The following is a 25,653-nucleotide window of genomic DNA, read 5'->3' on the forward strand; positions in this document are numbered from 1 at the left end:
CAGATGGCGGAGCTCACGATCCGGCCGGAGGAGATCCGGGACGCGCTGGAGAACTTCGTCCAGTCGTACAAGCCGGACGCGGCCTCGCGCGAGGAGGTCGGTACGGTCACCCTTGCCGGCGACGGCATCGCGAAGGTCGAGGGTCTTCCCTCGGCCATGGCCAACGAACTGCTGAAGTTCGAGGACGGCACCCTCGGCCTCGCCCTCAACCTCGAGGAGCGCGAGATCGGTTGCGTCGTCCTCGGTGAGTTCAGCGGCATCGAGGAGGGCCAGCCGGTCACCCGCACCGGCGAGGTCCTGTCGGTCGCCGTGGGCGAGGGCTACCTCGGCCGCGTCGTCGACCCCCTCGGCAACCCGATCGACGGCCTCGGCGAGATCGAGACCAGCGGTCGCCGCGCCCTCGAGCTGCAGGCCCCCACGGTCATGCAGCGCAAGTCGGTGCACGAGCCGATGGAGACGGGCTACAAGGCCGTCGACGCCATGACCCCGATCGGCCGCGGTCAGCGCCAGCTGATCATCGGCGACCGCCAGACCGGCAAGACCGCCCTGGCCGTCGACACGATCATCAACCAGCGCGACAACTGGCGCACCGGCGACCCGAACAAGCAGGTCCGCTGCATCTACGTCGCCATCGGCCAGAAGGGCTCCACCATCGCGTCGGTCCGCCGCGCGCTGGAGGAGAACGGCGCGCTGGAGTACACGACCATCGTGGCCGCCCCGGCGTCCGACCCGGCCGGCTACAAGTACCTGGCGCCGTACACCGGCTCGGCCATCGGCCAGCAGTGGATGTACGAGGGCAAGCACGTCCTGATCATCTTCGACGACCTGTCGAAGCAGGCCGACGCCTACCGCGCCGTGTCGCTGCTGCTGCGCCGCCCGCCGGGCCGCGAGGCCTACCCGGGTGACGTCTTCTACCTGCACTCCCGTCTGCTGGAGCGCTGCGCGAAGCTCTCCGACGCCGAGGGTGCCGGTTCGATGACGGGTCTGCCGATCGTCGAGACCAAGGCCAACGACGTCTCGGCGTTCATCCCGACCAACGTCATCTCCATCACCGACGGCCAGTGCTTCCTGGAGTCCGACCTGTTCAACGCCGGCCAGCGTCCGGCCCTGAACGTCGGTATCTCGGTCTCCCGCGTCGGTGGCTCCGCCCAGCACAAGGCCATGAAGCAGGTCTCCGGCCGACTGCGCGTGGACCTCGCCCAGTTCCGTGAGCTGGAGGCGTTCGCCGCCTTCGGTTCCGACCTGGACGCCGCGTCGAAGGCGCAGCTGGAGCGCGGTCAGCGCATGGTCGAGCTGCTGAAGCAGGACCAGTACCAGCCGATGTCCACCGAGGACCAGGTCGTCTCCGTCTGGGCCGGCACCACCGGCAAGATGGACGAGGTGCCGGTCGCCGACATCCGCCGCTTCGAGAAGGAGCTGCTGGAGTACCTGCACCGCCAGGAGCAGGGCCTCATGACCTCCATCCGCGAGGGCGGCAAGATGTCCGACGACACTCTGCAGGCGGTCGCCGAGGCCATCACGGCGTTCAAGAAGCAGTTCGAGACCTCGGACGGCAAGCTGCTCGGCGAGGACGCCCCGTCCACCGCCAAGTGACGTAAGGAAGGGACCTGACTCATGGGAGCCCAGCTCCGGGTCTACAAGCGTCGCATCCGATCCGTCACCGCGACCAAGAAGATCACCAAGGCGATGGAGATGATCGCCGCCTCGCGTGTCGTCAAGGCGCAGCGCAAGGTGGCGGCCTCCACGCCGTACGCGCAGGAACTGACCCGCGCGGTCACGGCGGTCGGCACCGGGTCGAACACGAAGCACCCGCTGACCACGGAGGCGGACAACCCGACCCGTGCCGCGGTCCTGCTCCTCACGAGCGACCGCGGCCTGGCCGGCGCCTTCAACTCCAACGCCATCAAGGCGGCGGAGCAGCTGACCGAGCGCCTCGAGCGCGACGGCAAGCAGGTCGACACGTACATCGTCGGCCGGCGCGGTCTCGCCCACTACAACTTCCGCGAGCGCAAGGTCGCGGAGTCGTTCACGGGCTTCACCGACGAGCCGACGTACGCGGACGCCAAGAAGGTCGCGGCGCCGCTGATCGAGGCCATCGAGCAGGCGACGGCGGAGGGCGGCGTGGACGAGCTCCACATCGTCTACACCGAGTTCGTCTCGATGATGACGCAGACGGCGATCGACTCCCGGCTGCTTCCGCTGCGCCTCGAAGAGGTCGCGCAGGAGTCGGGCGCGAAGGACGAGATCCTTCCGCTGTACGACTTCGAGCCGTCGGCGGAGGACGTCCTCGACGCCCTGCTGCCGCGCTACGTCGAGAGCCGCATCTACAACGCGCTGCTGCAGTCGGCCGCTTCCAAGCACGCCGCCACGCGGCGCGCGATGAAGTCGGCCACCGACAACGCGGGCGAGCTGATCAACACGCTCTCCCGTCTTGCCAACGCGGCCCGCCAGGCCGAAATCACCCAGGAAATCAGCGAGATCGTCGGTGGCGCGAGCGCACTGGCCGACGCGACCGCGGGGAGTGACAACTAATGACCACCACTGTTGAGCCGACCGCTGCGTCGGGCGTGGCCACCGGCCGCGTCGCGCGGGTCATCGGCCCGGTCGTCGACGTGGAGTTCCCCGTCGACGCGATGCCGGAGATCTACAACGCCCTCCACGTCGAGGTCGCCGACCCGGCGCAGGCGGGCGAACTCAAGACGCTGACCCTGGAGGTCGCCCAGCACCTGGGTGACGGCCTGGTCCGCACCATCTCCATGCAGCCCACCGACGGTCTGGTCCGCCAGGCCCCGGTCACCGACACGGGCTCGGCCATCTCCGTGCCCGTCGGCGACTTCACCAAGGGCAAGGTGTTCAACACCCTCGGTGAGGTGCTGAACGTCGACGAGCAGTACACCGGTGAGCGCTGGCCGATCCACCGCAAGGCGCCCAACTTCGACGAGCTCGAGTCGAAGACCGAGATGTTCGAGACCGGCGTCAAGGTCATCGACCTGCTGACCCCGTACGTCAAGGGCGGCAAGATCGGTCTGTTCGGCGGCGCCGGCGTCGGCAAGACGGTGCTCATCCAGGAGATGATCTACCGCGTCGCCAACAACCACGACGGTGTCTCCGTGTTCGCCGGTGTCGGTGAGCGCACCCGTGAGGGCAACGACCTCATCGACGAGATGAGCGAGTCCGGCGTCATCGACAAGACCGCGCTGGTCTTCGGTCAGATGGACGAGCCGCCGGGCACCCGTCTGCGCGTCGCGCTGGCCGGCCTGACCATGGCCGAGTACTTCCGTGACGTCCAGAAGCAGGACGTGCTGTTCTTCATCGACAACATCTTCCGCTTCACCCAGGCGGGTTCCGAGGTGTCGACCCTGCTCGGCCGTATGCCCTCCGCGGTGGGCTACCAGCCGAACCTGGCCGACGAGATGGGTCTCCTCCAGGAGCGCATCACCTCGACCCGTGGTCACTCGATCACCTCGATGCAGGCGATCTACGTCCCCGCGGACGACCTGACCGACCCGGCCCCGGCCACCACCTTCGCCCACCTCGACGCGACGACGGTTCTCTCCCGTCCGATCTCGGAGAAGGGCATCTACCCGGCCGTGGACCCGCTGGACTCGACGTCCCGCATCCTCGACCCGCGGTACATCGCGGCGGACCACTACCAGGCCGCGATGCGCGTGAAGAACATCCTGCAGAAGTACAAGGACCTGCAGGACATCATCGCGATCCTCGGTATCGACGAGCTCGGCGAGGAGGACAAGCTCGTCGTCCACCGTGCCCGTCGCGTGGAGCGCTTCCTGTCCCAGAACACCCACGTCGCCAAGCAGTTCACCGGCGTGGACGGTTCGGACGTGCCGCTGGACGAGTCGATCGCCGCGTTCAACGCGATCTGCGACGGCGAGTACGACCACTTCCCGGAGCAGGCGTTCTTCATGTGCGGTGGCATCGAGGACCTGAAGAAGAACGCGAAGGAGCTCGGCGTCTCCTGAGCCTCGTGCTCACGGTGAGCCCACGGCTCACACCGGAGGGGGCGGGCACGTCCCGCCCCCTCCGTCACGCCCCTTAGACTTGTAACCAACACCCGGCTCTCCCGCCGGGTGGTGACCCGAGGAGCCACCTTGGCTGCTGAGCTGCACGTCGCGCTGGTCGCGGCCGACCGAGAGGTCTGGTCCGGCGAGGCCACCCTGGTCGTCGCGCGCACCACGTCCGGCGACATCGGCGTCATGCCCGGTCACCAGCCGCTGCTCGGTGTGCTGGAGTCGGGCCCGGTGACCATTCGTACGAGTGACGGTGGGACGGTCGTCGCCGCGGTGCACGGCGGATTCGTCTCGTTCGCCGACAACAAGTTGTCCCTGCTGGCCGAGATCGCCGAGCTGTCGGACGAGATCGACGTCCAGCGCGCGGAGCGGGAGCTCGAGCGCGCGAAGGCGGAGGGCGACGCCCACGCCGAGCGTCGCGCGGACGTCCGACTGCGCGCGGCGGCGGGGCGCTGACCCACGGCGCTGTGCTATGACGTCACTCAGCCGCGGCTGGGACCGGAGCGATCCGGACCCGGCCGCGGCTGAGGCAGATCCGGGTGTTTTTTCCGTACCGTTACCTAGGAGACGAGGAGGTCGGTGTCGATGGTCCTCGCTCTGACTGTGTGCGGAATCGCCGTCGCCCTGGTGGTGGTCGGGCTCTTCGTCTTCGGCCTGCGCCGCCGGCTGATCCAGCGCTCGGGCGGCACCTTCGACTGCTCCCTGCGCTGGGACGCCCCCAAGGACGGCGAGCCCGGCGGCAAGGGCTGGGCCTACGGCGTGGCCCGCTACAACGGCGACCGGGTCGAGTGGTACCGCGTCTTCTCGTACTCTCCCCGCCCGCGGCGCGTCCTGGAGCGCTCGGCGATCGAGGTGGCCGGCCGCCGTCTCCCGGACGGGGAGGAGGAGCTGGCGTTGCTCTCCGACGCCGTCGTCCTGGCCTGTCTGCACCAGGGCACCCGGCTCGAACTGGCGATGAGCGAGGACGCGCTGACCGGATTCCTCGCGTGGCTCGAGGCAGCCCCACCCGGACAGCGAGTGAATGTGGCGTAGCCACATTCACTCGCTGGGTGGGGGAGCGTCAGTGTTGCTTGACGGCTGTTACCTCAGACCGCTGTCGATGGCGCTCACCAGCTCGCCGTTCGCGGTGTCACCGCTGAACTCCCAGAAGAAGGCGCCGCCCAGGCCCTGCTGCTCGGCCCAGTCCATCTTCGACTTGATGGTGGCCGGGGTGTCGTAGGACCACCAGTTGGTGCCGCAGTGGGCGTACGCGGTGCCGGCGATGGTGCCGGTGGCCGGGCAGCTGTTCTTGAGGACCTTGTAGTCCTCGATGCCCGTCTCGTACGTACCGGCCGCCGGTCCGGTCGCGGTGCCGCCGGGCGCCGCCTGCGTGACGCCGGTCCAGCCGCGGCCGTAGAAGCCGATGCCGAGGAGCAGCTTGTCGGCCGGCACGCCCGTCGCCTTGAACTTCGCGATCGCCTCGGCGGAGTTGAAGCCCTGCTGCGGGATGCCGTCGTACGAGGTCAGCGGCGAGTGCGGAGCGGTCGGACCGTTCTTCGCCCAGGCGCCGAAGAAGTCGTACGTCATCACGTTGTACCAGTCGATGTACGGCGCGGCGGCGCCGTAGTCGGCCGCTTCGATCTTGCCGCCGTCGGAGGCGTCGGCGGTGGTGGCCGCGGTGACCAGGTCGTTGCCGAACTCGGCGCGCATGGCCTTCATCATGGAGCTGAACGCGTTCTTGGTGCTCGTCGTGTCACAGCTCAGACCGCAGGCGTTCGGGTACTCCCAGTCCAGGTCGATGCCGTCGAAGACGTCGGCCCAGCGCGGGTCCTCGACCAGGTCGTGACAGGACTTCGCGAAGGCGGCCGGGTTCTTCACGGCGTCGGGGAAGCCGCCGGACCAGGTCCAGCCGCCGAAGGACCAGATGACCTTGATGTGCGGGTACTTGGCCTTCAGCTTGCGGAGCTGGTTGAAGCTGCCGCGCAGCGGCTGGTCCCAGGTGTCGGCGACGCCGTCGACGGACTGGTCGGCGGTGTACGCCTTGTCGTAGTCGGCGTAGGCGTCACCGATGGTGCACTTGCCGCCCTGGACGTTGCCGAAGGCGTAGTTGATGTGCGTGATCTTCTCGGCGGAGCCGGAGGTGACCAGGTTCTTGACGTGGTAGTTGCGCCCGTAGACGCCCCAGTTGGTGAAGTAGCCCAGCTTGACCTCGTCGCCGCCCGGGTTGCCGCCGTCGCCGCCGCCGGTGGTGCGGACCTTGACGGAGCCGCTGGCCGGGCCGGTCTGGTCGGCGGTGTCGCGGGCCTGGACGCTGTACGAGTAGTCGGTGCCGGCGGTCAGGCCGGTGTTGGTGTACGTGGTGCCGGTCACCGTGGCGACCTTGGCGCCGTCGCGCAGGACGTCGTAGTTCTTGACGCCCTTGTCGTCGGTGGCCGCCGCCCAGGACAGCTTCACCGAGGTGTCGGTGACGTCCGAGGCGGTGGGCGTACCGGGAGCGGACGGGGCCGCGTCGCCGGGCTGGGAGTCGCCGTCGCAGCTGCCGCCGTTGAGCTTGCAGTTGGAGGGTGAGCCGGGGCCGCTGCCGTTGAAGCCGAAGGAGACCGAGGCGCCGGGGGCGAGCGTCCCGTTCCAGCCGACGTTCTTGGCGGTCCAGTGGTCGCCGGAGTTGGTGACCGTGGCGTCCCAGGCGGAGGTGACCTTGGTGCCGGTGGGGAAGTCCCACTCGACGGTCCAGGAGTTGATGGTGGTGGTACCGGTGTTCTTCACCGTCCAGTTGCCGCCGAAGCCCGTGCCCCAGTCCGAGGTCTTGGCGAAGGTGGCCGTCGCGGTCGTGGCCGCCTGGGCCGGACTCGCGAGGCCGACCAGACCGGCCAGCGGGAGCGACAGGGTCGCGAGAAGTGCCGCGGCTCTGTGTCTGAAGCGCATGCTGCGCCTCCTTATGTGGGGTTGTCGGCGCGGGCCGACTGAGCCATCGGCCCGCAGTGCGGCGAGAATAGAAAGGTCTGGACCATAGGTCAATAGGTCTGGACCAGTGGCCCGACGGCCCCGCTAGATCCCCAACTCCTGAGCCAGCACCGCCGCTTGCACCCGGCTGCGCAGCCCCAGCTTCCCCAACAGGCGGCTGACGTGCGTCTTCACCGTGGCCTCGGCCATGTCCAGCCGCACGGCGATCGCGGCGTTGGACAGCCCCTCGCCGAGACAGGAAAGGACCTCGCGCTCGCGCCGCGTCAGGTCTCCCAGTACCGCCGGATCGGCGGCCGACTCCCGCACCGGCTTGGCGGCGAACTCGGCGATCAGCCGCCGGGTGACGGCCGGGGCGACGATCCCCTCGCCGGCCGCCACCGTGCGCACGGCGGTGATCAGGTCCTTCGCCTCCGTGTTCTTCAGCAGGAACCCGGCGGCGCCCGCCCGCAGCGCTCCGAAGACGTACTCGTCCAGGTCGAAGGTGGTCAGCACCAGCACGTCGGCCAGCTGCTCGGCGACCACCCGCCGGGTCGCCGACACCCCGTCCAGGCGGGGCATCTGCACGTCCATCAGCACCAGGTCCGGGCGCAACCGCCGGGCCAGCTCCACCGCCTGCTCGCCGTCCGCCGCCTCCCCGACCACCTCGATGTCCGGCGCACTGCCCAGGATCAGCACCAGCCCGGCGCGGACGGCGGACTGGTCCTCGGCGACGAGGACGCGGATCATGGGAGTTCTCCTTCGGTCAGGGGCAGCGTGGCGCGCACGGCCCAGATCTTGTCGGCGGCCGAGGCGGGATCCGCCACCGGACCGGCCTCGAACGTCCCGTGCAGCAGCGCGGCCCGCTCCCGCATGCCGACCAGCCCGGCGCCGGAGCCGGGCGCACGCGGCGTGTCCGGGCCACCGTAGGGACTGGTCACCCGGACGCGCAGGACACCGTCGCGCCGGGCGAGCTCCACCCGGACCGTCCCCTTCGCCGCGTGCTTGAGCGCGTTCGTCAGCGACTCCTGCACGATCCGGTACGCGGCCAGCTCGACCGGCGCGGGCAGGCCCTCGCCGGGCGCCGCCTCCAGGGTGACGTCGAGCCCGTTGGCGCGGGCGCCGTCGACCAGCGCGCCGAGGCCTTCGAGGGTGGGGGCGGCGGCCGGCTCGGTGTCCTCACCGCTCTCCCGCAGGATGCCGATGAGGCGGCGCATCTCGGCCAGTCCCTCGACGCTGTTCTCCCGGATGACACCGAGCGCCCGCCGGGTGGTGGCCGCGTCGTCCAGGGAGAGCGCGGCCGTGGAGTGGATGGCGATCGCGGAGAGGTGGTTGGCGACCATGTCGTGCAACTCGCGGGCCACCCGGGACCGTTCCGCGGTCACCGCCTGGACCCGGTCCATCTCGGCCAGCAGCGCGGTCTGCTCGGCGCGCAGCAGGGCGGCGTCGGCGGTCTCGCGGTGGTTGCGCACGATCAGGCCGGTGGAGGCGGGCCCGAACGACACGACCCCGACGGCGACACCGATCAGCAGCGCCTCGGGCACCCGTAGCACCGCGAACGGCACCACCGTCCCGGCCACCGTGAGCAGCCCGGTGATCCACGGGATGCGGCGGGCCGAGGAGGGCGGGCCGTACAGCACGGCGGCGTACATCAGGTCGGTGTACATGATCAACGTGACCAGGCTGCCCTGCGTCAAGGTGTCCCCGGCCAGTGCGGCCGTGCCGATCAGCAGGCCGGTGCGCGGGGCGGCCCGGCGCAGCAGCTCGCAGCCCGCCATGACGGCGAGCGGGAGCAGCAGCGGCCAGCGGCCGTCGAACAGCACGATCGGCTCACCGCCGGGCCGCACCCCCAGGCCAATGCCCCACAGCAGCAGCCCGCCGAGCAGACCGGCCGACGCGGCGTACACGTCGAAGCGGCGCGGGCGGGGCAGTCGTGGGGCCATGCCACCATCCAACACGGCCCGCGCCCCGCTCGCCTGGTCCCGGGGACGGGTCCCGCGCTGCATCTTTCGATGTACCGCGGGTTCGTCACCGGCGACGACGATCCGGGCCGCCCGGCGGGAGAGCCTGGAAGGGCGATCGAGAGGAGCCAACCGTGATCGTCACCCTGATCATCGTCTGCGAGATCGGCTTCTGGGTACTGCTGGCGGCCGGGCTGTCCGTCCGGTACCTGCTGAAGATGCCGCGCGCGGGCATGGCACTGCTGCTGTGCGAACCGCTGCTGGAGGTCGTGCTGCTGGTCGCCACCGCGCTGGACCTGAAGAACGGCGCCGACCCGAGCTGGGAGCACGGCCTGGCGGCCCTGTACATCGGCTACACCGTGGGCCACGGCCACCGCACCGTCAAGTGGCTCGACGGCCACGCCGCCCACCGGCTGACCGGGGCGCCGAAACCGGCCGGCCCGCCGCGCTACGGCATGGCCCGGGCCTGGCACGAGGGCAAGGTGTGGTTCGGCACGCTGATCGGCGCCGCCGTGGCGACCGGGCTGCTCCAGCTCGCCATGTGGTACGTCGGCGACCCGAGCCGCACCGGCTCCCTGGAGAGCTGGCAGTACACGGCCTGGCGCGTCGCCGGCATCCACGGCCTGATCGCGCTGACGTACGCCATCAGGCTCAAGCAGCCGCCGTCGGGGACCCGGGTCACGTCCGGGGCGGAGAAGGAGAAGGAGAAGGAGAAGGAGATCACACGCCGATGAGGTACCGGTCGGAGCGCCACCTGTGGGAGGGCGGTGCCACCTTCGTGGCCGGCGTCGCCCTCTGGTTGTTCGCCGGGGGAGTGGAGGTCCCCGTCGTGGACCCGCCGAAGGTCGGCGTCGTGATGATGTGCGTCGGCGGCGCACAGACCGCGTGGGGCCTGTTCCGGTCGGCGCGCCGGGGGCCCTAGAAGGCTCATGAGGATCTCGGTGAGCCTTCTAGCGCTCCCCGCCCGGCACCCACAGCACGTCCCCGACCTCCTTGTTGGCCGTGCGGGCCAGGATGAACAGGAGGTCGGACAGACGGTTGAGGTAGGTCGCCGTCAGCGGGTTCATCGACTCGCCGTGCACCTCCAGCGCAGCCCACGTCGAGCGCTCGGCCCGCCGGACCACCGTGCACGCCTGGTGCAGCAGGGCCGCGCCGGGCGTGCCGCCGGGCAGGATGAAGGAGCGCAGCTTCTCCAGCTCGGCCAGGAAGCGGTCGCAGTCCGCCTCCAGCCTGTCGACGTAGAACTGCTCGACCCTGAGCGGCGGATACTGCGGGTTCTCCACCACCGGCGTCGACAGGTCCGCGCCCACGTCGAACAGGTCGTTCTGGACACGGACGAGGACCTTCACGACCTCCTCGGGCAGGCCGCCTAGGGCGATCGCCGTGCCGATCACCGCGTTCGCCTCGTTGGCGTCGGCGTACGCGGAGATCCTGAGGTCGGTCTTGGGGACCCGGCTCATGTCGCCGAGGGCGGTGGTACCCCGGTCGCCGGTCCGGGTGTAGATGCGCGTCAGGTTGACCATGAGGCCAGCGTAGTTACGCTCCGGCGGTCCGGAAGACGCGTGTGCCCACCGTCACGGCCAGCGCGGTGAAGGCGACGGCGACGAGGGCGCCGTACAGCATGTGCGCCGTCGCGTAGCTGCCGACGTAGGCGTCCCGTACCGCGTCGACCAGATAGCGGAACGGCATCAGGTGCGACAGCACGTCCAGCCAGCCCGGCCCCAGCGTCATGGGGAGCATCAGGCCGGACAGCAGCATCGACGGCATGGTGAGCGCGTTGACGGTCGGCCCGAACCCCTGCGGCGTAGGCAGCTTCATCGCCAGCGCGTACGACAGCGACGCCAGCGAGACCGTGAGCAGCGCGACGAACGCGAAGCCGATGAGCACGCCGGCCAGCGGCGCCCTGAGGCCCATCACCACGGCCGCCAGCACCAGCAGGACAGCCTGGAAGGCGAACACCGTGGCGTCCCGCAGCACCCGGCCCAGCAGCAGCGCGAGGCGGCTGACGGGGGTGACGCGCATGCGTTCGACCACGCCCTGGCTGTTCTCGATGATGATCGAGAAGCCCGCGAAGGAGGCGCCGAACAGCCCGAGTTGCAGCAGCAGACCGGGCACGAGCACCTGCCAGGAGCTGCCCTGTCCGCCGAGCGGCAGGTTGGTCAGGAGCGGGCCGAAGAAGAGCAGGTACAGCAGTGGCATCAGCACGCCGAAGAGCAGTGCGAAGCGTGAGCGCAGGGACTGGCGCAGATAGCGGGCGTAGATGAGGCCGGTGTCGTGGAGCAGCATCGGGGGGTCCTCGGGTCCTCGGAGTTCTATACGGCTACGGGGGCGGCGTCGGCCGGGGCGGCGCTGCGGCCGGTGATGGCCAGGAAGGTGTCCTGGAGCGGGGCGTCGATCGAGCCGCCGTACCTCAGCTTCAGGGCCCCCGGGGTGCCCTCGGCCGCCACCACGCCCCGGTCGACGACGACCAGGCGGTCGGAGAGCGCGTCGGCCTCGTCGAGGTAGTGGGTGGTCAGGAAGACCGTGGTGCCGTGCTCGTCGCGCAGCCGCCGCACCAGGTCCCACAGGTCGGCGCGGCTGCCCGGATCCAGGCCGGTCGTCGGCTCGTCCAGGAAGAGCACCGCCGGGCCGTGGGTGAGCGCCATCGCGATGTCCAGCCGGCGCCGTTGGCCCCCGGAGAGCGCACCGCACTTGAGGTCGAGCAGGTCGGTGAGGTCCAGGTCGCGGGCCAGCTCCTCGGCGCGCCCGGCCGCCCGTGCCTTGGACAGGCGGTACAGGCGGCCCTGGGTGACCAGCTCTTCCCGCACGGTGATCTGCGGGTCCACGCCGCCCGACTGGGCCACGTACCCGCACGCCCGGCGCACTCCGGCCGGGTCGGTCGCCAGGTCGTGACCGGCGACGGTCGCCGCGCCGCCGGTGGGGGCGAGCAGGGTGGTGAGCATCCGCAGGGTGGTGGTCTTGCCGGCGCCGTTGGGTCCCAGGAGGCCGAGGATCTCGCCCTCGCGGACGGCCAGGTCGATGCCGCGCACCGCCTCGACCGGGCCCTGCTTCGTCGCGAAGGTACGGGCCAGGCCGGCCGTACTGATGATTGCCATGCGCCCAGAAAAACAGAGACTCACAAAATTTGCAATGACTCCAAGTTTCAAAAGGCGCCAAGTTTCCAGAGGTACCAACTTTTCAGAGGCCCCAGCGAAGTTAGGATGCGGCCATGGCCGAAGGACTCAGGGAACGGAAGAAGCAGCAGACCCGGCAGTACATCTCGGATGTCGCCACGGGCCTGTTCCTGGAACGCGGCTTCGAGGCGGTGACGGTGGCGGAGGTCGCGGACGCCGCGAACGTCTCCGTCAACACCGTCTACAACTACTTCCCGGCCAAGGAGGACCTCTTCCTCGACCGCTCCAAGGGCGTGGTCGACCGGCTCTCCCGCTGGGTGCGCGGGCGGCACGACGGGGAGTCGGCGGCGGGGGCCGTGCTGCGGGAACTGCGCGAGGAGGTCGAGTCGGTCTCGCCGCGAGTCGGCCTCATGGACGGATACGCGCGCTTCATGGGGGTCATCCACTCCTCGCCCGCGCTGCGTTCCCGGCTCTGGGCGATCGGCCAGGAGGTGCAGGACAACCTGGAGCGCACCCTGCGCGAGGAGACCGGCGCCCCGGACGACGACCCCGTTCCCTCGCTGATGGCGGGACAGGTCGGCTGGCTGCACGGCACGGTGATGACGGCCATCGGCCGGCGCATGGTGGCCGGCGGAAAACCCGCCGAAGTCTCCCGCGAAATCCTCCTGCTGCTGGACGAGATGGAGGACCTGCTGAGCGAGAGGGTGCTCAACTACGCCGTCCGAGGCACGGACTGACGCCCGCGGGGCACCACTCCGTGTGATGTCCGTCATGTGAGACGTGACGCGCGTTACTAACCGGTCACACAGCGGCTCACGCCCGCTAATCTCCGCCCGAGAGGACAAAAACGGCCTGTATCAGGGGAGTCGCACAGTGGCACGGAAGCTTGCCGTCATCGGAGCCGGCCTCATGGGATCCGGCATCGCCCAGGTCTCCGCGCAGGCGGGCTGGGACGTCGTCCTGCGCGACGTGACCGACGAAGCGCTCCGGCGGGGGACCGACGGCATCAAGGCCTCGTACGACAAGTTCGTCGCCAAGGGCAGGCTCGCCGCCGACGACGCCGAGGCCGCCCTCACGCGCATCACCACGACCACCGACCTGGACGCCGCCGCCGACGCGGACGTCGTCGTCGAGGCCGTCTTCGAGAAGCTGGAAGTCAAGCACGAGATCTTCCGCGCGCTCGACAAGCTGGTGAAGGACGAGGCGATCCTCGCGTCCAACACCTCCGCCATCCCGATCACCAAGATCGCGGCCGTGACGGAGCGCCCCGAGCGCGTCGTCGGCACCCACTTCTTCTCGCCCGTCCCGATGATGCAGCTGTGCGAGCTGGTGCGCGGCTACAAGACCAGCGACGAAACCCTCGCCACCGCCCGGGAGTTCGCCGAGTCCACCGGCAAGACCTGCATCGTCGTCAACCGCGACGTCGCCGGTTTCGTGACCACCCGCCTCATCTCCGCCCTCGTCGTCGAGGCCGCGAAGCTGTACGAGTCGGGCGTCGCCACCGCCGAGGACATCGACCTCGCCTGCAAGCTGGGCTTCGGCCACGCCATGGGCCCGCTGGCCACCGCGGACCTGACCGGCGTCGACATCCTGCTGCACGCCACGGGCAACATCTACACCGAGTCCCAGGACGAGAAGTTCGCCCCGCCGGAGCTGATGCGCCGGATGGTGGACGCCGGTGACATCGGCCGTAAGAGCGGGCAGGGCTTCTACAAGCACTGAGATCGCATCAGCCCCGGGAAACGTCACACGCCGGGGTGAATTCGGTATCGGTTCGCTCACAGGCGGCAACCTCCGTCGGCTCCGGCCAGTCAGAGGGTGTCAGAGGGTGCGACACCTGTTGTCGCCGAGCGACCGCATCGACCGCATCGCAGAATCGAAGAGACGACGAAGACGCACGCCGGGGAGCGCATATGCACATCAGGGGCGACCACGTCGAGCTGGTCGTCGGGGGCCGCCTCGACGTCCGCAGCGCGGCGGACGCCCGTACGGTCCTGCACTCGGCCGTCGACGACGGAGTCGGCGACCTGGTGCTGGACCTGTCAGAACTGGACTCCTGGGACGCCACCGGACTCGGGGTGATCATGGGGGCCCACCGACGGGCCGGCCGCTGCGGCCGACGGCTGGTGCTGCGCGACGTACCACCGCAGATGCAGCGCCTGCTGGTGGCCACCCGGCTGCACCGGATCCTGGCCATCGAGGGCGGCCTCCGTGTGGAGAGCCTGCCCCGGGTGTGACGCCCGGGGGCGGTGCGGGCCGAAGGCGCCCGGGAGACCCGGACACCGCTCGGCGAAACGCCCGACGCACGCAATCCTCACGAGACCGTGACGTCTTGGACGGGTCGGTACCCCGGACTGTCGGAGATACTGAGCGAAGGTTTAGTGTCTGGCTGCCCGCACTCTTGAACCCACCGGCGGGCCCGGACCAGAAGCGACAGCGCGGTGTGCGGCAAGGCCGGGAGGGGTGGTCCCGACCGGGGACCCGGCACACGACGCTTTTGGGGGGCTTGAACCTATGGACCCGAACAACCGGGGGCCCGAGGAGTACGGCCACGACGACGCAGGCACCTCCCACTCGAGTGCGTTCGAGACCGGGGACGGCCGCACGTCGCGCCCGCGCCCGCCCAGGGACCCCCTCACACCCGACTTCGGACAGCACGCGCCCGCGCTGGCCCGCACGGTGCAACTCGTCTCCGGAGACTTCCTGCTGACCGTCAACCCCGTCGACGGCAGCGAGATCGAGATCTGCCCGCCCACCGAACGCCCCGAGCGGCCCGAGAAGCTCACCGCGGCCGAACGCGCCGAGGTGGGCCGTGCCGCCCGGCCGCCCGCCCCGCCGGGGCCGACCCGGACCGTGCTGGGACTGCTGGCCCGCGAGGACGTACGCGAACGCCTGGTGCGGCTGCTCGCCCGAGGCCGCTCCGTCCGCCTCACCGGCCCCGCCGGCTCCGGCCGCTCCAGCCTCCTCGACGTCGTCGCCGAGGACTGCGCGGGCCTCGCCCCCGACGGCGTCGTCCGCCTCAGCGGCTCCCACCGCACGGTCGACGACCTGCTCCACGACCTCTTCTACGCCGTCCACCGCGCGCCCCTCTACCGCCCGAAGCGCGACGAACTGCTCGCCCGGCTCCGGGAGGTCGGCGCCGTCGTCGTCCTGGACGACCTCGAGCTCGGCGGCACCGCCCTCGACGAACTGCTGGACGCCACCCCCGAGTGCGCCTTCCTCATCGGCACGACCCCGGAGGTGCCCGCCCCCTCCGCCGACTCGGCCGTCGAGGAGGTCTTCCTCACCGGCCTGGACCGCTCGGACGGCGTGAAGTTGCTGGAGCGCGCCGCCGGCCGGAACCTCACCGAGGAGGAGGCCAACTGGGCCGGCGACCTCTGGTTCGAGTCCGAGGGCCTGCCGCTGCGCTTCGTGCAGGCCGGTGCCCTGCTGCGCCGACGCGACCGGGAGCGGGCGGGCGCCGACGCCGTCGACGAGTTCGGCGTCTTCGCCGACGCCCGCCCGGCGAAGGACACGCCCTACGACGCCGCGGAGAGCGACGACGTACCCCTGCCGTCCGTCGGAGAGGCCGCCGCACCCGCGCCGCTGCTCGCCTCCGGGCTGAGCGACTCCGCCCGCACCACCCTGGAGTTCGCCGTCGCGCTCGGCGGCGAGGTGCCGCACCAGGCGCACCTGCCCGCCCTGATCGGTGACACCCACGCGGACGCCGCCCTCGGTGAACTGGCCGACTGCGGACTGATCTCGCAGGTCGGCTCCCGCTACCGGCTCGCCGCCGGGGTGCTCACCCAGCTGGAGAGCGCCGGATACGGCGACGGCGTACGGGAGCGGGCCCTGGCCGCCGCCCAGCACTACGCCTGGTGGGCCGGGCACCCCTCGGTCACCCCGGAGCGGGTCTGCGCCGAGGCCGACGCCGTGCTGGCCGCCCTCGCCGTGCTGGTGCCGACGACGACCCCGCCCGCGGACGACGCGTCCAGTCCCGCCGTCCAGCTCGCGCGCACCGCGGCACCCGCGTTCGCCGCCGGGCTGCACTGGAGCGCCTGGGAACGGGCGCTGCGCTCCGGTACCCAGGCCTCCCGGCTCGCCGGTGACGTCGCCGAACAGGCCTACTTCCACCACGAACTCGGCATCCTCGCCCTGTGCGAGGGACAGCTCGACCGGGCCCGCGCCGAGCTGGAGGCCTCCATCGGGCTGCGCGGCGCGCTGTCCGACAAGCGCGGCGCCGTAGCGGGCCGCCGTGCCCTCGCGCTGGTCACCGACCGGACCGGGAGTGCGCCGGGCCCGGGTGCCGGGCCGGGCGCGTTCGGTACCGCGGGTGCGGGTGCGGGTGCGGGTGCGGGTGCGGGTGCGGGTGCCGGTGCCGGTGCCGGATTCGGCGTGGTCGGCGTCGGACTCGGCCCGACCGCGGGGGAGGAGGTGCCCGACGCCCGCAACGAGGCGTCGGCGTCGCCGCCCGCAGGCGTACCCGCGCCCTTCCCGCCGCTCCAGCCGCCCCCGCAGTCGCCGACGCTCGTCACCCGCCGCGAGCCGTCCGAGAGCCCCTCCGGCACGGTGGGAGACCGCATCAAGGGCTTCGCGCGGCGCAACCTCGTGGCCGCCGGAGCCGGCGCGCTGCTCGTCGCCGTGCTCGGCACGGTGGTGACCCTCGGAGCCACGTCCGAGAACGACGCCGGCGATCCCTCCGATCAGGTCGGCGTCAACCCGTCGGCCAGCCAGGGCGTCGACGACGGCAGCCTGGGCGCCGACCGGCCCGAGGACGACAGCGAGGGCCCGGGCGACACCGCCGGGGCGACCGGCGGGCCGACCGACCCCGGCCAGGACGGCACCGTGGGCACGTCGGACGACCCGACGCCGACGGAGTCGGGCCGGCCGACGGCCACTGCGAGCAGTCCCGGCAGCAGCGCCGACCCCGACGACGACGAAAGCACGGACGACGGGGGTTCGCCGGGCGCGCCGAGCAAGTCCCCGACCTCGCCGACGACCAGGCCGACGTCGCCCAGGCCGACCGACACCGAGCCGAGCGGTCCCGGGAAGCCCACCGACACGGAGGAGCCCCCCAGCCCCACGCCCACCGGCACCGACACGCCTCCGCCGTCATCACCCGAGACGTCCGACACCGCCGGCGGCCCCGGTAGGTCCTCCGGCTCACCCGCGGGCACCACGACGGCCTCGCAGAGCGGCACCGCGACCGGCGGTACGGGGTCGCCGAGCGGTTCGGGGCCGACGGCGGGCCGGATCGTCTGACGCTCCCGGGGCAGCACAGGAGGGCCGGGTCCGCCGCACGGACCCGGCCCTCTCGTACGTGTCGTCCGTTCGGATCCCGTACCTGTCGTCCGGCTCAGAACAGCCGCAGCTTGTCGTCCTCGATCCCCCGCAGGGCGTTGTAGTCCAGCACCTGACAGCCGATGCCGCGGTCCGTGGCGAGCACGCGGGCCTGCGGCTTGATCTCCTGGGCGGCGAAGACGCCGCGCACCGGGGCGAGGTGGGGGTCGCGGTTCAGCAGCTCCAGGTAGCGCGTGAGCTGCTCCACGCCGTCGATCTCGCCGCGCCGCTTGATCTCGACGGCGACGGTCCGGCCCTCGGCGTCCCGGCACAGGATGTCGACCGGGCCGATGGCGGTCATGTACTCACGGCGGATGAGGGTGTAGCCCTCGCCCAGCGTCTCGATACGGTCGGCGAGCAGCTCCTGGAGGTGCGCTTCCACGCCGTCCTTGATCAGTCCGGGGTCCACGCCCAACTCGTGCGAGGAGTCGTGCAGGATCTCCTCCATCGTGATGATGAGTTTCTCACCCGCCTTGTTGACGACGGTCCAGACGCCCTCCTCCTCGCCCGTGCCCTCCTTCAGCGTGCAGGGGGGCGACATCCAGTTGAGGGGCTTGTAGGCCCGGTCGTCGGCGTGGATCGAGACGCTGCCGTCCGCCTTGACCAGGATCAGGCGGGGAGCCGAGGGGAGATGGGCGGTGAGCCGCCCGGCGTAGTCGACGGAGCAGCGGGCAATGACGAGACGCATGGTCGGCAACGCTACTCGACGCGCCCGGTCCGACGCGATTCGCCTCCACCCGGCGTGACCTCGCGGACCGTCCCACTTCTCCCATTGGCCCCATGATGCGCACTGGCCGATTGTGTTCCTACCGGATGGGGTCCATCTGGGCATTCTCCTGGTGCCGTCACGATCGGTTGCTTACGGTATTGAACGGGAGGTCGCGAAGCGTGTACGCAGCGTGTTCGACATCGCGCACTCCCTTAACTGTCCGGCAACCCCTGCTGGTCGGGGGTGCGAGAGGAGAACCCATGTCGCTCGACGTCTCACCGGCCCTACTCGAAAAGGCCGAGCGAGGCGAGGTCGACGAAGCAGAATTCGTCGACTGCGTCCGGACCTCCCTGCCCTACGCATGGGAGATGGTCAGCTCCCTGGTGGCCCAGCTGAAGGTCGACGGCGGAGCGTTCGCCGACAACCAGACGCCCCCGCCGGACGAGCAGGCGCGCGGTCAGCTGCTGCGTGCGCTCGCGAGTGACGCCATACGCGGTGCACTGCAGCGGCACTTCGGGGTGCGGCTGGCCTTCCAGAACTGCCACCGGGTGGCGGTGTTCCCGTTGGACTCCTCTGTCGACGAGACGCTGACCCGCTTCACCTCGGTGCGCAGCCAAGTGCTGAACCAGTCGCCTGAGTTCCGCGACTGCTGACGCGAATCGTCAGCTTGCCGCTCCGTACGCGGGAGGTGCAGTCTTGTACCGGAGCGGCAAGCTCCCCGGGCGAGCCCAAGGGGCTCGTTCGTCCGTCACCGGTCCGCTCAGCGGAGCTGGGGAAGTACCTCGGCGCCGAGCCGCCGCACGTTCTCCTCCGTCGCCGCGAGATCCCCGGACCCCTCGACGAGCAGGGCGAAACGGGAGATTCCGGTCCGCTCGCCGGTCGCCGCGAGCCGGTCCGCGCACAGCCGGGGCGGGCCCACCGGGTGCAGTCCGCAGAGCAGTTCGGTGTACGCGTACGGGTCGCGCATCTGCCGGGCGCGGCCGTCCACCGTGATGTGGGCGTCCAGGCCCTGCCGCAGCCAGCCCGGCATCGCCTTGAGCAGGCTCTCCGCCGCGTCCGTGCGCCGGTCCGCGATCTGGCAGACGCCGGCCGAGACATGGCCCGCGTCCCGGATCTGAGCCGACGGACGTCCGGCCGCGCGGGCGTGCCGCCGCCACAGGGCGACCATCTCGGCCTTCTCCTCGTCCCCGACGTGCATCCCGAGCAGCATCGGCAGCCCGCGCTCGGCCGCCGTGCGCACGCTCGACGGTGATGTGCAGGCCACGACGACCTCCGGGCCCGCGCCCTCCGTGAGGGACTCCGAGGGACGCGGGACGACGGGCACCTCGCGGAACCGGAACCGGTCTCCCGAGGCGCCGACGGCCGGTTCGCGCAGCCAGCGAAGCACCAGATCGAGTGAGTCCGGGAACCCCTTCTCGTACGCCTCCAGACCCGCGCCGAACACCTCCAGGTCGACCCACGGCCCGCCGCGGCCCACGCCCAGCGAGAACCGGCCGCCGCTCGTGACGTGCAGCAGCGCGGCCTGCTCACCGAGCGCCACGGGGTGGACGGTGGGCAGTACGCTGACCGCCGTGCCCACCCGGATGCGACGGGTGCGGCCCAGCAACAGCGCGGCCAGCGTCACGGCCGACGGACACGTGCCGTACGGCACGAAGTGGTGCTCGGCCAGCCAGACCGTGTCGAGCCCCGCCTCCTCGGCGACCTCGGCCGAACGGACCGCGCGGTGCAGTGCCTCGCCCTGGCCCTGGCCCGGGAACTGGGCGCCCAACACGAAACTTCCTACGCGCATTGCTTTCCTGCTTCCTCGGCTCCGACACGGAGCTCCCCCACCGGGCATAACCGTCTGACACGTGCCGAGGACACGGGCGGACGGGGGGATTGGCCGATTGTCTGGAGAATCGGCCGTCGTGGAGCGGGTCGCGGCGGCCCTCGAAGGGGGTTCCGTGCGGGCAGGTTGCGGTGGTTGGTGCCGTACGCGTACCCCGGTCCGTGCCGCGTAGGCTGGACGCGGCCCGTACTTCCCGTATAGCTCCGTGAGGTGTTCTGTGTCCCCGCGTCGCAACCGACCCAAGGGAGCCGGTTCGTCCGGCCGGAGCGTCGAGGACGACGGCTCCGGCCGCTACGGCGGCTGGCAGTCCTCGGAGAGCTGGCAGGGCGAGGACTGGAGCGTACGGCACGTGGCGGGGGCGAGCGCGCAGGGCAAGTCGTACCGCTGCCCGGGCTGCGACCAGCTCATTCCGGACGGCGTCCCGCACGTGGTGGCCTGGCCGGCGCACTCGGGTGTCGACGAGCGCCGGCACTGGCACAGGTCCTGCTGGAACGCCAAGGACCGCCGCACCACGCGGGTGCAGCGGTCCCGTAACGCGCCGAGGTTCTGAACGAAGCGGGTCAGACGTCCCGCTTCTGCAGCAGGGCGAAGGCGCCCGCGAGGACGACCGCCGTCACGCCGAGCACGATCCACAGCGGGTCCCAGCCGGACGGCCCCGACTCGGAGAGCGAGTTGGCGTAGAAGATGCTCAGCTGGTTCGGGATCGAGTACTCGAACAGGGCCTCCTGCACCTCCTTCAGCGACTCCGAGAACATGAACAGCGCGATCACCAGCGGGGCGAGCAGGACGCCGATCATGATGGTGATCGCGCCCGCCGAGTGCCGGATGACCGAGCCGACGGCCAGCGAGAGCAGCCCGAGCAGCGCGATGTACAGCGAGACGCCGACGGTGGCCTTCAGCCACTCCGCGCCGGTGGGGTCCACCGCACCGTTGTCCTCCAGCATGGCCACGTGCAGCATCGCGACGAGCGTCGCGGACACCAGGGTCACCACGAACGCCATCAGGAAGAACACGATCGCCTTCGCCGCCAGCACCCGGCTGCGGCTGGGGCAGGCGGTCATCGTCGTGCGGACCATGCCGGTGCCGTACTCCGACGCGGTGGTCAGCACGCCGAGCGTGATGACGCACATGCTGCCGAGCAGCAGACCGAAGAAACCGAGGCTCAGCGCGCTCTCGCCGGCCAGGTCGGAGGACGAGTTGGCCACCACCAGACCGGCCAGCAGTCCGATGCCGACGACCAGCAGGACGAACACGCCCAGCGTCCAGAGCGTCGAGCGCACCGACTTGATCTTCGTCCACTCGGAGGCGAGCGCGTGTCCGAGGTGGGCGCGCACCACCGGGATCGGCGAGGTGTAGGTGGGGTACGGCGAGCCGGGCGCCGCCTGCCACTCGGGTGCGGCCTGCGGCGTCGGGGGCTGGGGCGTGCTCATCGGGCGTCCTCGGGCTTGGTCGGGTCGGTGACGGGCGCGGGGGCGGGAGTGGGAGTGGGAAGCGGAGCGGGTGCGGGGGCGGCGCCGGGCGGCACGGGGGCCGGGCCGGGTGCCTGCGGCACCTGCTGCGCGTACGGGTTGGCGGTCCGGTCGCCCGGCATCGCGCCGGGTGCCGCCGGGGCGCCGTACGGTCCCGCCGGGGGCCGGCCCGGCGCGCCCTGCGGTGCCGGGAAGGGCCGGCCGTCCTGCTGGGGCGGCGGCGGTGCGTACCAGCCGGGCTGGCCCTGGCCGGGCACCGGCATCGGGGGCTGTACGCCGGGCGGCAGCGGCTGCTGGAGCCCGGCCTTCTGGTCGGTGGTCGACCGGTAGTCGACGGCGCCCTGCGTCATCCGCATGTACGCCTCCTCCAGCGAGGCCTGGTGCGGCGACAGCTCCCACAGCCGTACATCGCTGCCGTGCGCGATGTCGCTGATCCGGGGGAGCGCCAGCCCGGTCACCCGCAGCGCGCCGTCCTGCTCGGGCAGCACGTGCCCGCCCGCCTCGGTCAGCGCGGACGTCAGCTTCTCGCGCAGCTGCGGTTCGCCGTCCGGCGTCCGCACCCGCGCGAAGTCGGCGGAGTTGGCCGAGATGAAGTCCGTCACGCTCATGTCGGCGAGCAGCTGGCCGCGCCCGATGACGATCAGGTGGTCGGCGGTCAGCGCCATCTCGCTCATCAGGTGCGAGGAGACGAAGACGGTGCGGCCCTCCGCGGCCAGCGCCTTCATCAGGTTGCGCACCCAGTGGATGCCCTCGGGGTCGAGGCCGTTGACCGGCTCGTCGAACAGCAGTACCTGGGGGTCGCCGAGGAGGGCCGCGGCGATGCCCAGCCGCTGGCCCATGCCGAGGGAGAAGCCCTTCGAGCGCCGCTTGGCCACGTCCTGGAGGCCGACCACACCGAGCACCTCGTCCACGCGCCGGGCCGGGATGCCCGACAGCTGGGCCAGGCTCAGCAGGTGGCTGCGGGCGGACCGGCCGCCGTGCACCGCCTTGGCGTCGAGCAGCGCGCCGACCTGGCGGGGGGCGTTCGGCAGCTTGCGGTACGGGTGGCCGCCGATCGTCACATGCCCCGAGGTGGGGTTGTCCAGCCCGAGGATCATGCGCATCGTCGTCGACTTGCCCGAACCGTTGGGCCCGAGGAAGCCGGTGACGGCACCGGGCCGCACCCGGAAGGACAGGTTGTACACAGCGGTCTTGTCGCCGTAGCGCTTGGTCAGGCCGACAGCCTCGATCATGCTCCGCACCCATCGAAAGGTTCAGGACAGCAGGGCACACGCCCCCGTAAGGGTTAGGAGGATATCCAGGCGCTGACGGTTCCGTTCAAGCGCGTGCAAAATCCGTCAGCGGCCGAGAACTTCCCGGACCTGTCCGGTCTTCAGGCGTCCCGCCGCTTGAGCACCGCGTACCCGCCGACGAGCGCCGCGATCACCCACAGTGCCATGATCCCGAGACCGCCCCACGGGCCGTAGGGGACGTCGTCGTCGAGCGGCGCCACCACCTGCATGATCTTGCTGCCGGCCTGGTCGGGCAGGAACCGGCCGATCTTCTCCGTCGCCGGGACGTTGCCCAGGATGTTGGAGATCAGGAAGAAGAACGGCATCAGGATGCCCAGCGACAACATCGGCGAGCGCAGCATCGCGGCGACGCCCATCGAGAACATCGCGATGAGGGTCATGTACAGGCCGCCGCCGATGACCGCGCGCAGCACGCCCGGATCGCCGATCGACGCCTTGAGGTCGCCGAGCATCGCCTGCCCGAGGAAGAAGGCGGCGAAGCTGGTGACCACGCCCACGACCAGGGCGAGCGCCGTGGCCACCGCGACCTTGCTGAACAGGAAGGTGCCGCGCTGCGGCACGGCGGCCAGCGAGGTGCGGATCATGCCGGAGCTGTACTCGTTCGCCACCACCAGCACCCCGAACACGATCATCGCGAGCTGGCCGAGGCTCGTCCCGGCGAAGCTGACGAAGGTCGGGTCGAAGGTGAGCCGGTCCTGCTCGCTCATGTTGTCGAACTCGCTCTTCGACAGGGCGGAGATCAGCATGCCGAGGGCGATGGTGACGACCACGGCGAGGGACAGCGTCCACACGGTGGACGCGACCGACCGGATCTTGGTCCACTCGGACCGGACGACCTGTGCCGCCGTCATGCTCATCCCTTCCTCCAGTCGCTGCCCCACTGCTGTTGCGGCGGCTGTTGCTGCTGCTGAGGCACCGGTCCGGCGGGCGGCCCGTCGTGCGCGTGGTACTCCACCGACTCCGCGGTCAGCTGCATGAACGCCTCTTCCAGCGAGGCCCGCTGCGGACTCAGCTCGTGCAGCACGATCCGGTGCCGCGCCGCCAGCTCGCCGACGGTCTCGGACTTGTCGCCGTCCACTTCGAGGACCTCGGCGCCGGTCTCGACGACCGTGATCCCCGCGCCGCTCAGCACATCGAGCAACCGCTCGCGCTGCGGGGTGCGGATCCGGACGTAACTGCGCGAGTTCTCCGCGATGAACTCGGCCATCGAGGTGTCCGCCAGCAGCCTGCCCTGGCCGATGACCACCAGGTGATCCGCCGTCAGCGCCATCTCGCTCATCAGATGGGAGGAGACGAAGACCGTACGGCCCTGGGCGGCCAGCGACTTCATCAGATTGCGGATCCAGTGGATGCCCTCGGGGTCGAGGCCGTTGACCGGCTCGTCGAACATCAGGATCCGCGGGTCGCCGAGCAGCGCGCCGGCGATGCCGAGCCGCTGGCCCATGCCGAGGGAGAAGCCCTTGGCCTTCTTCTTCGCGACCGCCGTCAGGCCCACGGTGTCCAGCACCTCGTGCACCCGCCGCGACGGGATCCCGTTGGCCTGCGCCAGGCAGAGCAGATGGTGGTACGCGCTGCGTCCGCCGTGCACGGCCTTGGCGTCCAGCAGGGCGCCGATGTACGTCAGCGGGTCCTTGAGCTGCTCATAGTGCTTGCCGTCGATCCGGACGTCCCCGGCAGTGGGCCGGTCCAGGCCCAGCACCATCCGCATGGTGGTCGACTTGCCCGCGCCGTTGGGCCCGAGGAAGCCCGTGATGATGCCGGGTCTGACGGTGAAGGAGAGATTGTTGACCGCCATCTTCTCGCCGTACCGCTTGGTCAGCCCCTCGAGCTCGATCATGCCGACCACGCTAGAACGGGACGAAGCCCACTGCCACCCCGGTGACAGAAGGCTTCGTCCTTGTTCCGCACGGGTTCGGCCGGCGCACGCCCGGCGTCAGCGGGTCTGCTGGGCGGGGACCCCGCGGGAGACCGGCTCGTCCTCGGCCGGCGTACTCGTGGCGGCCACCGCGGCGCCCGTGAGGGTCGCCAGCATCTCGCGCACGTTGGTCAGCTGCGCGTTGATGGAGTCGCGGCGGTTGGTGAGGGCGGCGAGCTCGCGCTCCGATTCCGAACGGATCCGGTCGGCCTTGGCGTTGGCGTCGGCCACGATGTCCTCGGCCTGGCGCTGCGCCGTCTCGACGGTCTGGCGGGCGCGGCGCTCGGCGTCCGTGCGCAGCTTCTCCGCCTCCAGGCGGAGCTGCTCCGCGCGGTGCTCGATCTCCGCGAGACGCTTCTCGGCCTTGGCCTGACGGGACGCCAGGTCGCGCTCGGACTGCTCGCGGCGCTTGGCGAGGTTCGTCTCGAAGTCGGCGGCGGCCTGCGCGGCCTTGGCGCGGGTCTCCTCGAAGAGGGCGTCCGCCTCCTCACGCTTGGACTGCGCGTCCTTCTGAGCCTCCGAGCGCAGCTGCGAGGCGTCGCTCTTGGCCTTCTCGACGATCCGGACGCCCTCGTCCTCGGCCTTGGCCTTGCGCTCCGCGGCGTACGACTCCGCGTCGTTGCGCACCTGCTGGGCCGCCGACTCGGCGAGCTCGCGGTGCTGCTCGGCCGCGCGCCGGGCCTCCTCGCGCAGGTCCTTGGCCTCTTCCTCGGCGAGACGCAGGATCTTCTCGACCCGGGCACCGAGACCGGCGTACGACGGCTCGGCGTCGTTGACCTGGGCCTGGGCGTTCTGGGTTTCGAGGTGGAGCTCCTCGATGCGCTTTTCCAGAGCGGTGATGCGGGCGAGAGCACTGTCACGGTCGGAGACGAGCTTGGAGATGCGTTCGTCCACCTGAGCGCGGTCGTACCCACGCCGCACAAGCTCGAAGCCGTAGGGGGAAGTGTCGCTCATGGGGTTCCTGTCGAAAGAGACCGGGTGAGGTGATAGAGGGAATCCTAGGCGCCAATGCGGTGCGTCATCGAGCGGATGCACGTTTGATACGGAGAATGACACCTCTTTTGGGTGGCTGACCCCCGGACGGCTTGCCAGAGCTCTCG

26 protein-coding genes are annotated in these 25,653 nt (G+C 70.8%); 13 read left to right on the plus strand and 13 right to left on the minus strand.

All coding sequences use genetic code 11. The features are described 5' to 3' along the window. Positions 1-3: 3 nt before the first annotated feature. From atpA to RM812_RS26220, 5 genes are all read left to right on the plus strand, one after another. Complete coding sequence (gene atpA / locus RM812_RS26200; RefSeq protein WP_311576752.1) at positions 4-1,593, plus strand: F0F1 ATP synthase subunit alpha; 1,590 nt, start codon at positions 4-6, stop codon at positions 1,591-1,593. A gap of 21 nt (positions 1,594-1,614) precedes the next feature. Continuing rightward, positions 1,615-2,532, plus strand: coding sequence for a F0F1 ATP synthase subunit gamma (locus RM812_RS26205; RefSeq protein ID WP_311576756.1), 918 nt, complete (start codon positions 1,615-1,617; stop codon positions 2,530-2,532). After that, on the plus strand, positions 2,532-3,980 hold the full coding sequence (atpD, locus tag RM812_RS26210; RefSeq protein ID WP_311576760.1) for a F0F1 ATP synthase subunit beta: 1,449 nt from the start codon (positions 2,532-2,534) through the stop codon (positions 3,978-3,980). Before RM812_RS26205 ends, atpD begins: the two co-directional genes overlap by 1 nt. A gap of 129 nt (positions 3,981-4,109) precedes the next feature. Next, positions 4,110-4,484: a F0F1 ATP synthase subunit epsilon gene (locus RM812_RS26215; protein WP_311576764.1), complete on the plus strand. Its 375-nt coding sequence runs from the start codon at positions 4,110-4,112 to the stop codon at positions 4,482-4,484. Positions 4,485-4,613: 129 nt separating this feature from the next. Then, entirely contained in the window at positions 4,614-5,060 is a 447-nt protein-coding gene (locus RM812_RS26220) for a DUF2550 domain-containing protein (protein WP_311576767.1), read from the plus strand. A gap of 48 nt (positions 5,061-5,108) precedes the next feature. Here the strand turns inward: RM812_RS26220 and RM812_RS26225 are convergent, their stop codons facing one another. The 3 genes from RM812_RS26225 to RM812_RS26235 form a co-directional block, all read right to left on the minus strand. Beyond that, positions 5,109-6,932 carry a glycoside hydrolase family 18 chitinase gene (locus tag RM812_RS26225; protein WP_311576770.1) on the minus strand — a complete coding sequence of 608 codons (1,824 nt, stop codon included), beginning with the start codon at positions 6,930-6,932 and terminating at the stop codon, positions 5,109-5,111. A gap of 123 nt (positions 6,933-7,055) precedes the next feature. Beyond that, complete coding sequence (locus RM812_RS26230; protein WP_311576773.1) at positions 7,056-7,697, minus strand: response regulator transcription factor; 642 nt, start codon at positions 7,695-7,697, stop codon at positions 7,056-7,058. Next, a complete protein-coding gene (locus tag RM812_RS26235; RefSeq protein ID WP_311576776.1) occupies positions 7,694-8,890 on the minus strand; it encodes a sensor histidine kinase in 1,197 nt (398 codons plus the stop codon). The genes RM812_RS26230 and RM812_RS26235 overlap by 4 nt, the downstream gene beginning before the upstream one ends. A 152-nt stretch (positions 8,891-9,042) precedes the next feature. On the opposite strand from RM812_RS26235, the gene RM812_RS26240 reads away from it, so the two are divergent. Both RM812_RS26240 and RM812_RS26245 read left to right on the plus strand, forming a co-directional pair. Then, positions 9,043-9,642, plus strand: coding sequence for a hypothetical protein (locus tag RM812_RS26240; RefSeq protein WP_311576779.1), 600 nt, complete (start codon positions 9,043-9,045; stop codon positions 9,640-9,642). After that, positions 9,639-9,830, plus strand: coding sequence for a DUF5708 family protein (locus RM812_RS26245; protein ID WP_311576782.1), 192 nt, complete (start codon positions 9,639-9,641; stop codon positions 9,828-9,830). The genes RM812_RS26240 and RM812_RS26245 overlap by 4 nt, the downstream gene beginning before the upstream one ends. A gap of 28 nt (positions 9,831-9,858) precedes the next feature. Here RM812_RS26245 and RM812_RS26250 read toward each other — a convergent pair whose 3' ends face one another. Genes RM812_RS26250 through RM812_RS26260 form a run of 3 tightly spaced genes read right to left on the minus strand, consistent with a single transcriptional unit; the run spans position 9,859 to position 12,003 of the window. Continuing rightward, a complete protein-coding gene (locus RM812_RS26250; protein WP_311576785.1) occupies positions 9,859-10,431 on the minus strand; it encodes a cob(I)yrinic acid a,c-diamide adenosyltransferase in 573 nt (190 codons plus the stop codon). A 13-nt stretch (positions 10,432-10,444) separates the two neighbouring features. Further along, on the minus strand, positions 10,445-11,194 hold the full coding sequence (locus RM812_RS26255; protein WP_311576788.1) for an ABC transporter permease: 750 nt from the start codon (positions 11,192-11,194) through the stop codon (positions 10,445-10,447). 26 nt (positions 11,195-11,220) lie between these two features. Continuing rightward, positions 11,221-12,003 (minus strand): ABC transporter ATP-binding protein, encoded by a 783-nt coding sequence (locus RM812_RS26260; RefSeq protein ID WP_311576791.1) that lies wholly within the window; start codon positions 12,001-12,003, stop codon positions 11,221-11,223. Between the two features lie 113 nt (positions 12,004-12,116). Between RM812_RS26260 and RM812_RS26265 the strand changes: the two genes are divergently transcribed. From RM812_RS26265 to RM812_RS26280, 4 genes are all read left to right on the plus strand, one after another. After that, positions 12,117-12,758 carry a TetR/AcrR family transcriptional regulator gene (locus RM812_RS26265; protein WP_311576794.1) on the plus strand — a complete coding sequence of 214 codons (642 nt, stop codon included), beginning with the start codon at positions 12,117-12,119 and terminating at the stop codon, positions 12,756-12,758. A 136-nt stretch (positions 12,759-12,894) separates the two neighbouring features. Then, on the plus strand, positions 12,895-13,743 hold the full coding sequence (locus RM812_RS26270) for a 3-hydroxyacyl-CoA dehydrogenase family protein (protein ID WP_311576797.1): 849 nt from the start codon (positions 12,895-12,897) through the stop codon (positions 13,741-13,743). A gap of 191 nt (positions 13,744-13,934) precedes the next feature. Further along, the gene (locus RM812_RS26275; protein ID WP_311576800.1) at positions 13,935-14,258 is read left to right on the plus strand and encodes an STAS domain-containing protein; all 324 of its coding nucleotides are present in this window, start codon (positions 13,935-13,937) and stop codon (positions 14,256-14,258) included. Positions 14,259-14,535: 277 nt separating this feature from the next. Next, positions 14,536-17,262 carry an ATP-binding protein gene (locus RM812_RS26280; RefSeq protein WP_311576803.1) on the plus strand — a complete coding sequence of 909 codons (2,727 nt, stop codon included), beginning with the start codon at positions 14,536-14,538 and terminating at the stop codon, positions 17,260-17,262. 94 nt (positions 17,263-17,356) lie between these two features. On the opposite strand, the gene nucS is transcribed toward RM812_RS26280, so the two are convergent. Beyond that, positions 17,357-18,028: an endonuclease NucS gene (nucS, locus tag RM812_RS26285; protein ID WP_210902104.1), complete on the minus strand. Its 672-nt coding sequence runs from the start codon at positions 18,026-18,028 to the stop codon at positions 17,357-17,359. A 281-nt stretch (positions 18,029-18,309) separates the two neighbouring features. Between nucS and RM812_RS26290 the strand changes: the two genes are divergently transcribed. Then, entirely contained in the window at positions 18,310-18,702 is a 393-nt protein-coding gene (locus tag RM812_RS26290; RefSeq protein ID WP_311576812.1) for an SCO5389 family protein, read from the plus strand. 107 nt (positions 18,703-18,809) lie between these two features. On the opposite strand, the gene RM812_RS26295 is transcribed toward RM812_RS26290, so the two are convergent. Then, positions 18,810-19,838, minus strand: coding sequence for an LLM class flavin-dependent oxidoreductase (locus tag RM812_RS26295; protein ID WP_311576815.1), 1,029 nt, complete (start codon positions 19,836-19,838; stop codon positions 18,810-18,812). A 256-nt stretch (positions 19,839-20,094) separates the two neighbouring features. On the opposite strand from RM812_RS26295, the gene RM812_RS26300 reads away from it, so the two are divergent. Next, positions 20,095-20,427, plus strand: a complete 333-nt coding sequence (locus RM812_RS26300; protein ID WP_311576818.1) for an ATP/GTP-binding protein — start codon at positions 20,095-20,097, stop codon at positions 20,425-20,427. Positions 20,428-20,437: 10 nt separating this feature from the next. Here RM812_RS26300 and RM812_RS26305 read toward each other — a convergent pair whose 3' ends face one another. The 5 genes from RM812_RS26305 to RM812_RS26325 form a co-directional block, all read right to left on the minus strand. After that, positions 20,438-21,307 carry an ABC transporter permease subunit gene (locus tag RM812_RS26305; protein ID WP_311576821.1) on the minus strand — a complete coding sequence of 290 codons (870 nt, stop codon included), beginning with the start codon at positions 21,305-21,307 and terminating at the stop codon, positions 20,438-20,440. Continuing rightward, positions 21,304-22,578: an ABC transporter ATP-binding protein gene (locus tag RM812_RS26310; RefSeq protein WP_311576824.1), complete on the minus strand. Its 1,275-nt coding sequence runs from the start codon at positions 22,576-22,578 to the stop codon at positions 21,304-21,306. Before RM812_RS26310 ends, RM812_RS26305 begins: the two co-directional genes overlap by 4 nt. Positions 22,579-22,718: 140 nt before the next feature. Continuing rightward, entirely contained in the window at positions 22,719-23,489 is a 771-nt protein-coding gene (locus RM812_RS26315; RefSeq protein ID WP_311576827.1) for an ABC transporter permease, read from the minus strand. Between the two features lie 2 nt (positions 23,490-23,491). Beyond that, positions 23,492-24,475: an ABC transporter ATP-binding protein gene (locus RM812_RS26320; RefSeq protein WP_311576830.1), complete on the minus strand. Its 984-nt coding sequence runs from the start codon at positions 24,473-24,475 to the stop codon at positions 23,492-23,494. A gap of 96 nt (positions 24,476-24,571) precedes the next feature. Beyond that, the gene (locus tag RM812_RS26325; RefSeq protein ID WP_311576833.1) at positions 24,572-25,507 is read right to left on the minus strand and encodes a coiled-coil domain-containing protein; all 936 of its coding nucleotides are present in this window, start codon (positions 25,505-25,507) and stop codon (positions 24,572-24,574) included. Between the last annotated feature and the right edge of the window lie 146 nt (positions 25,508-25,653).

The sequence above is a fragment of the Streptomyces lancefieldiae genome (genome assembly GCF_031845825.1).
Taxonomy (GTDB): domain Bacteria; phylum Actinomycetota; class Actinomycetes; order Streptomycetales; family Streptomycetaceae; genus Streptomyces; species Streptomyces lancefieldiae.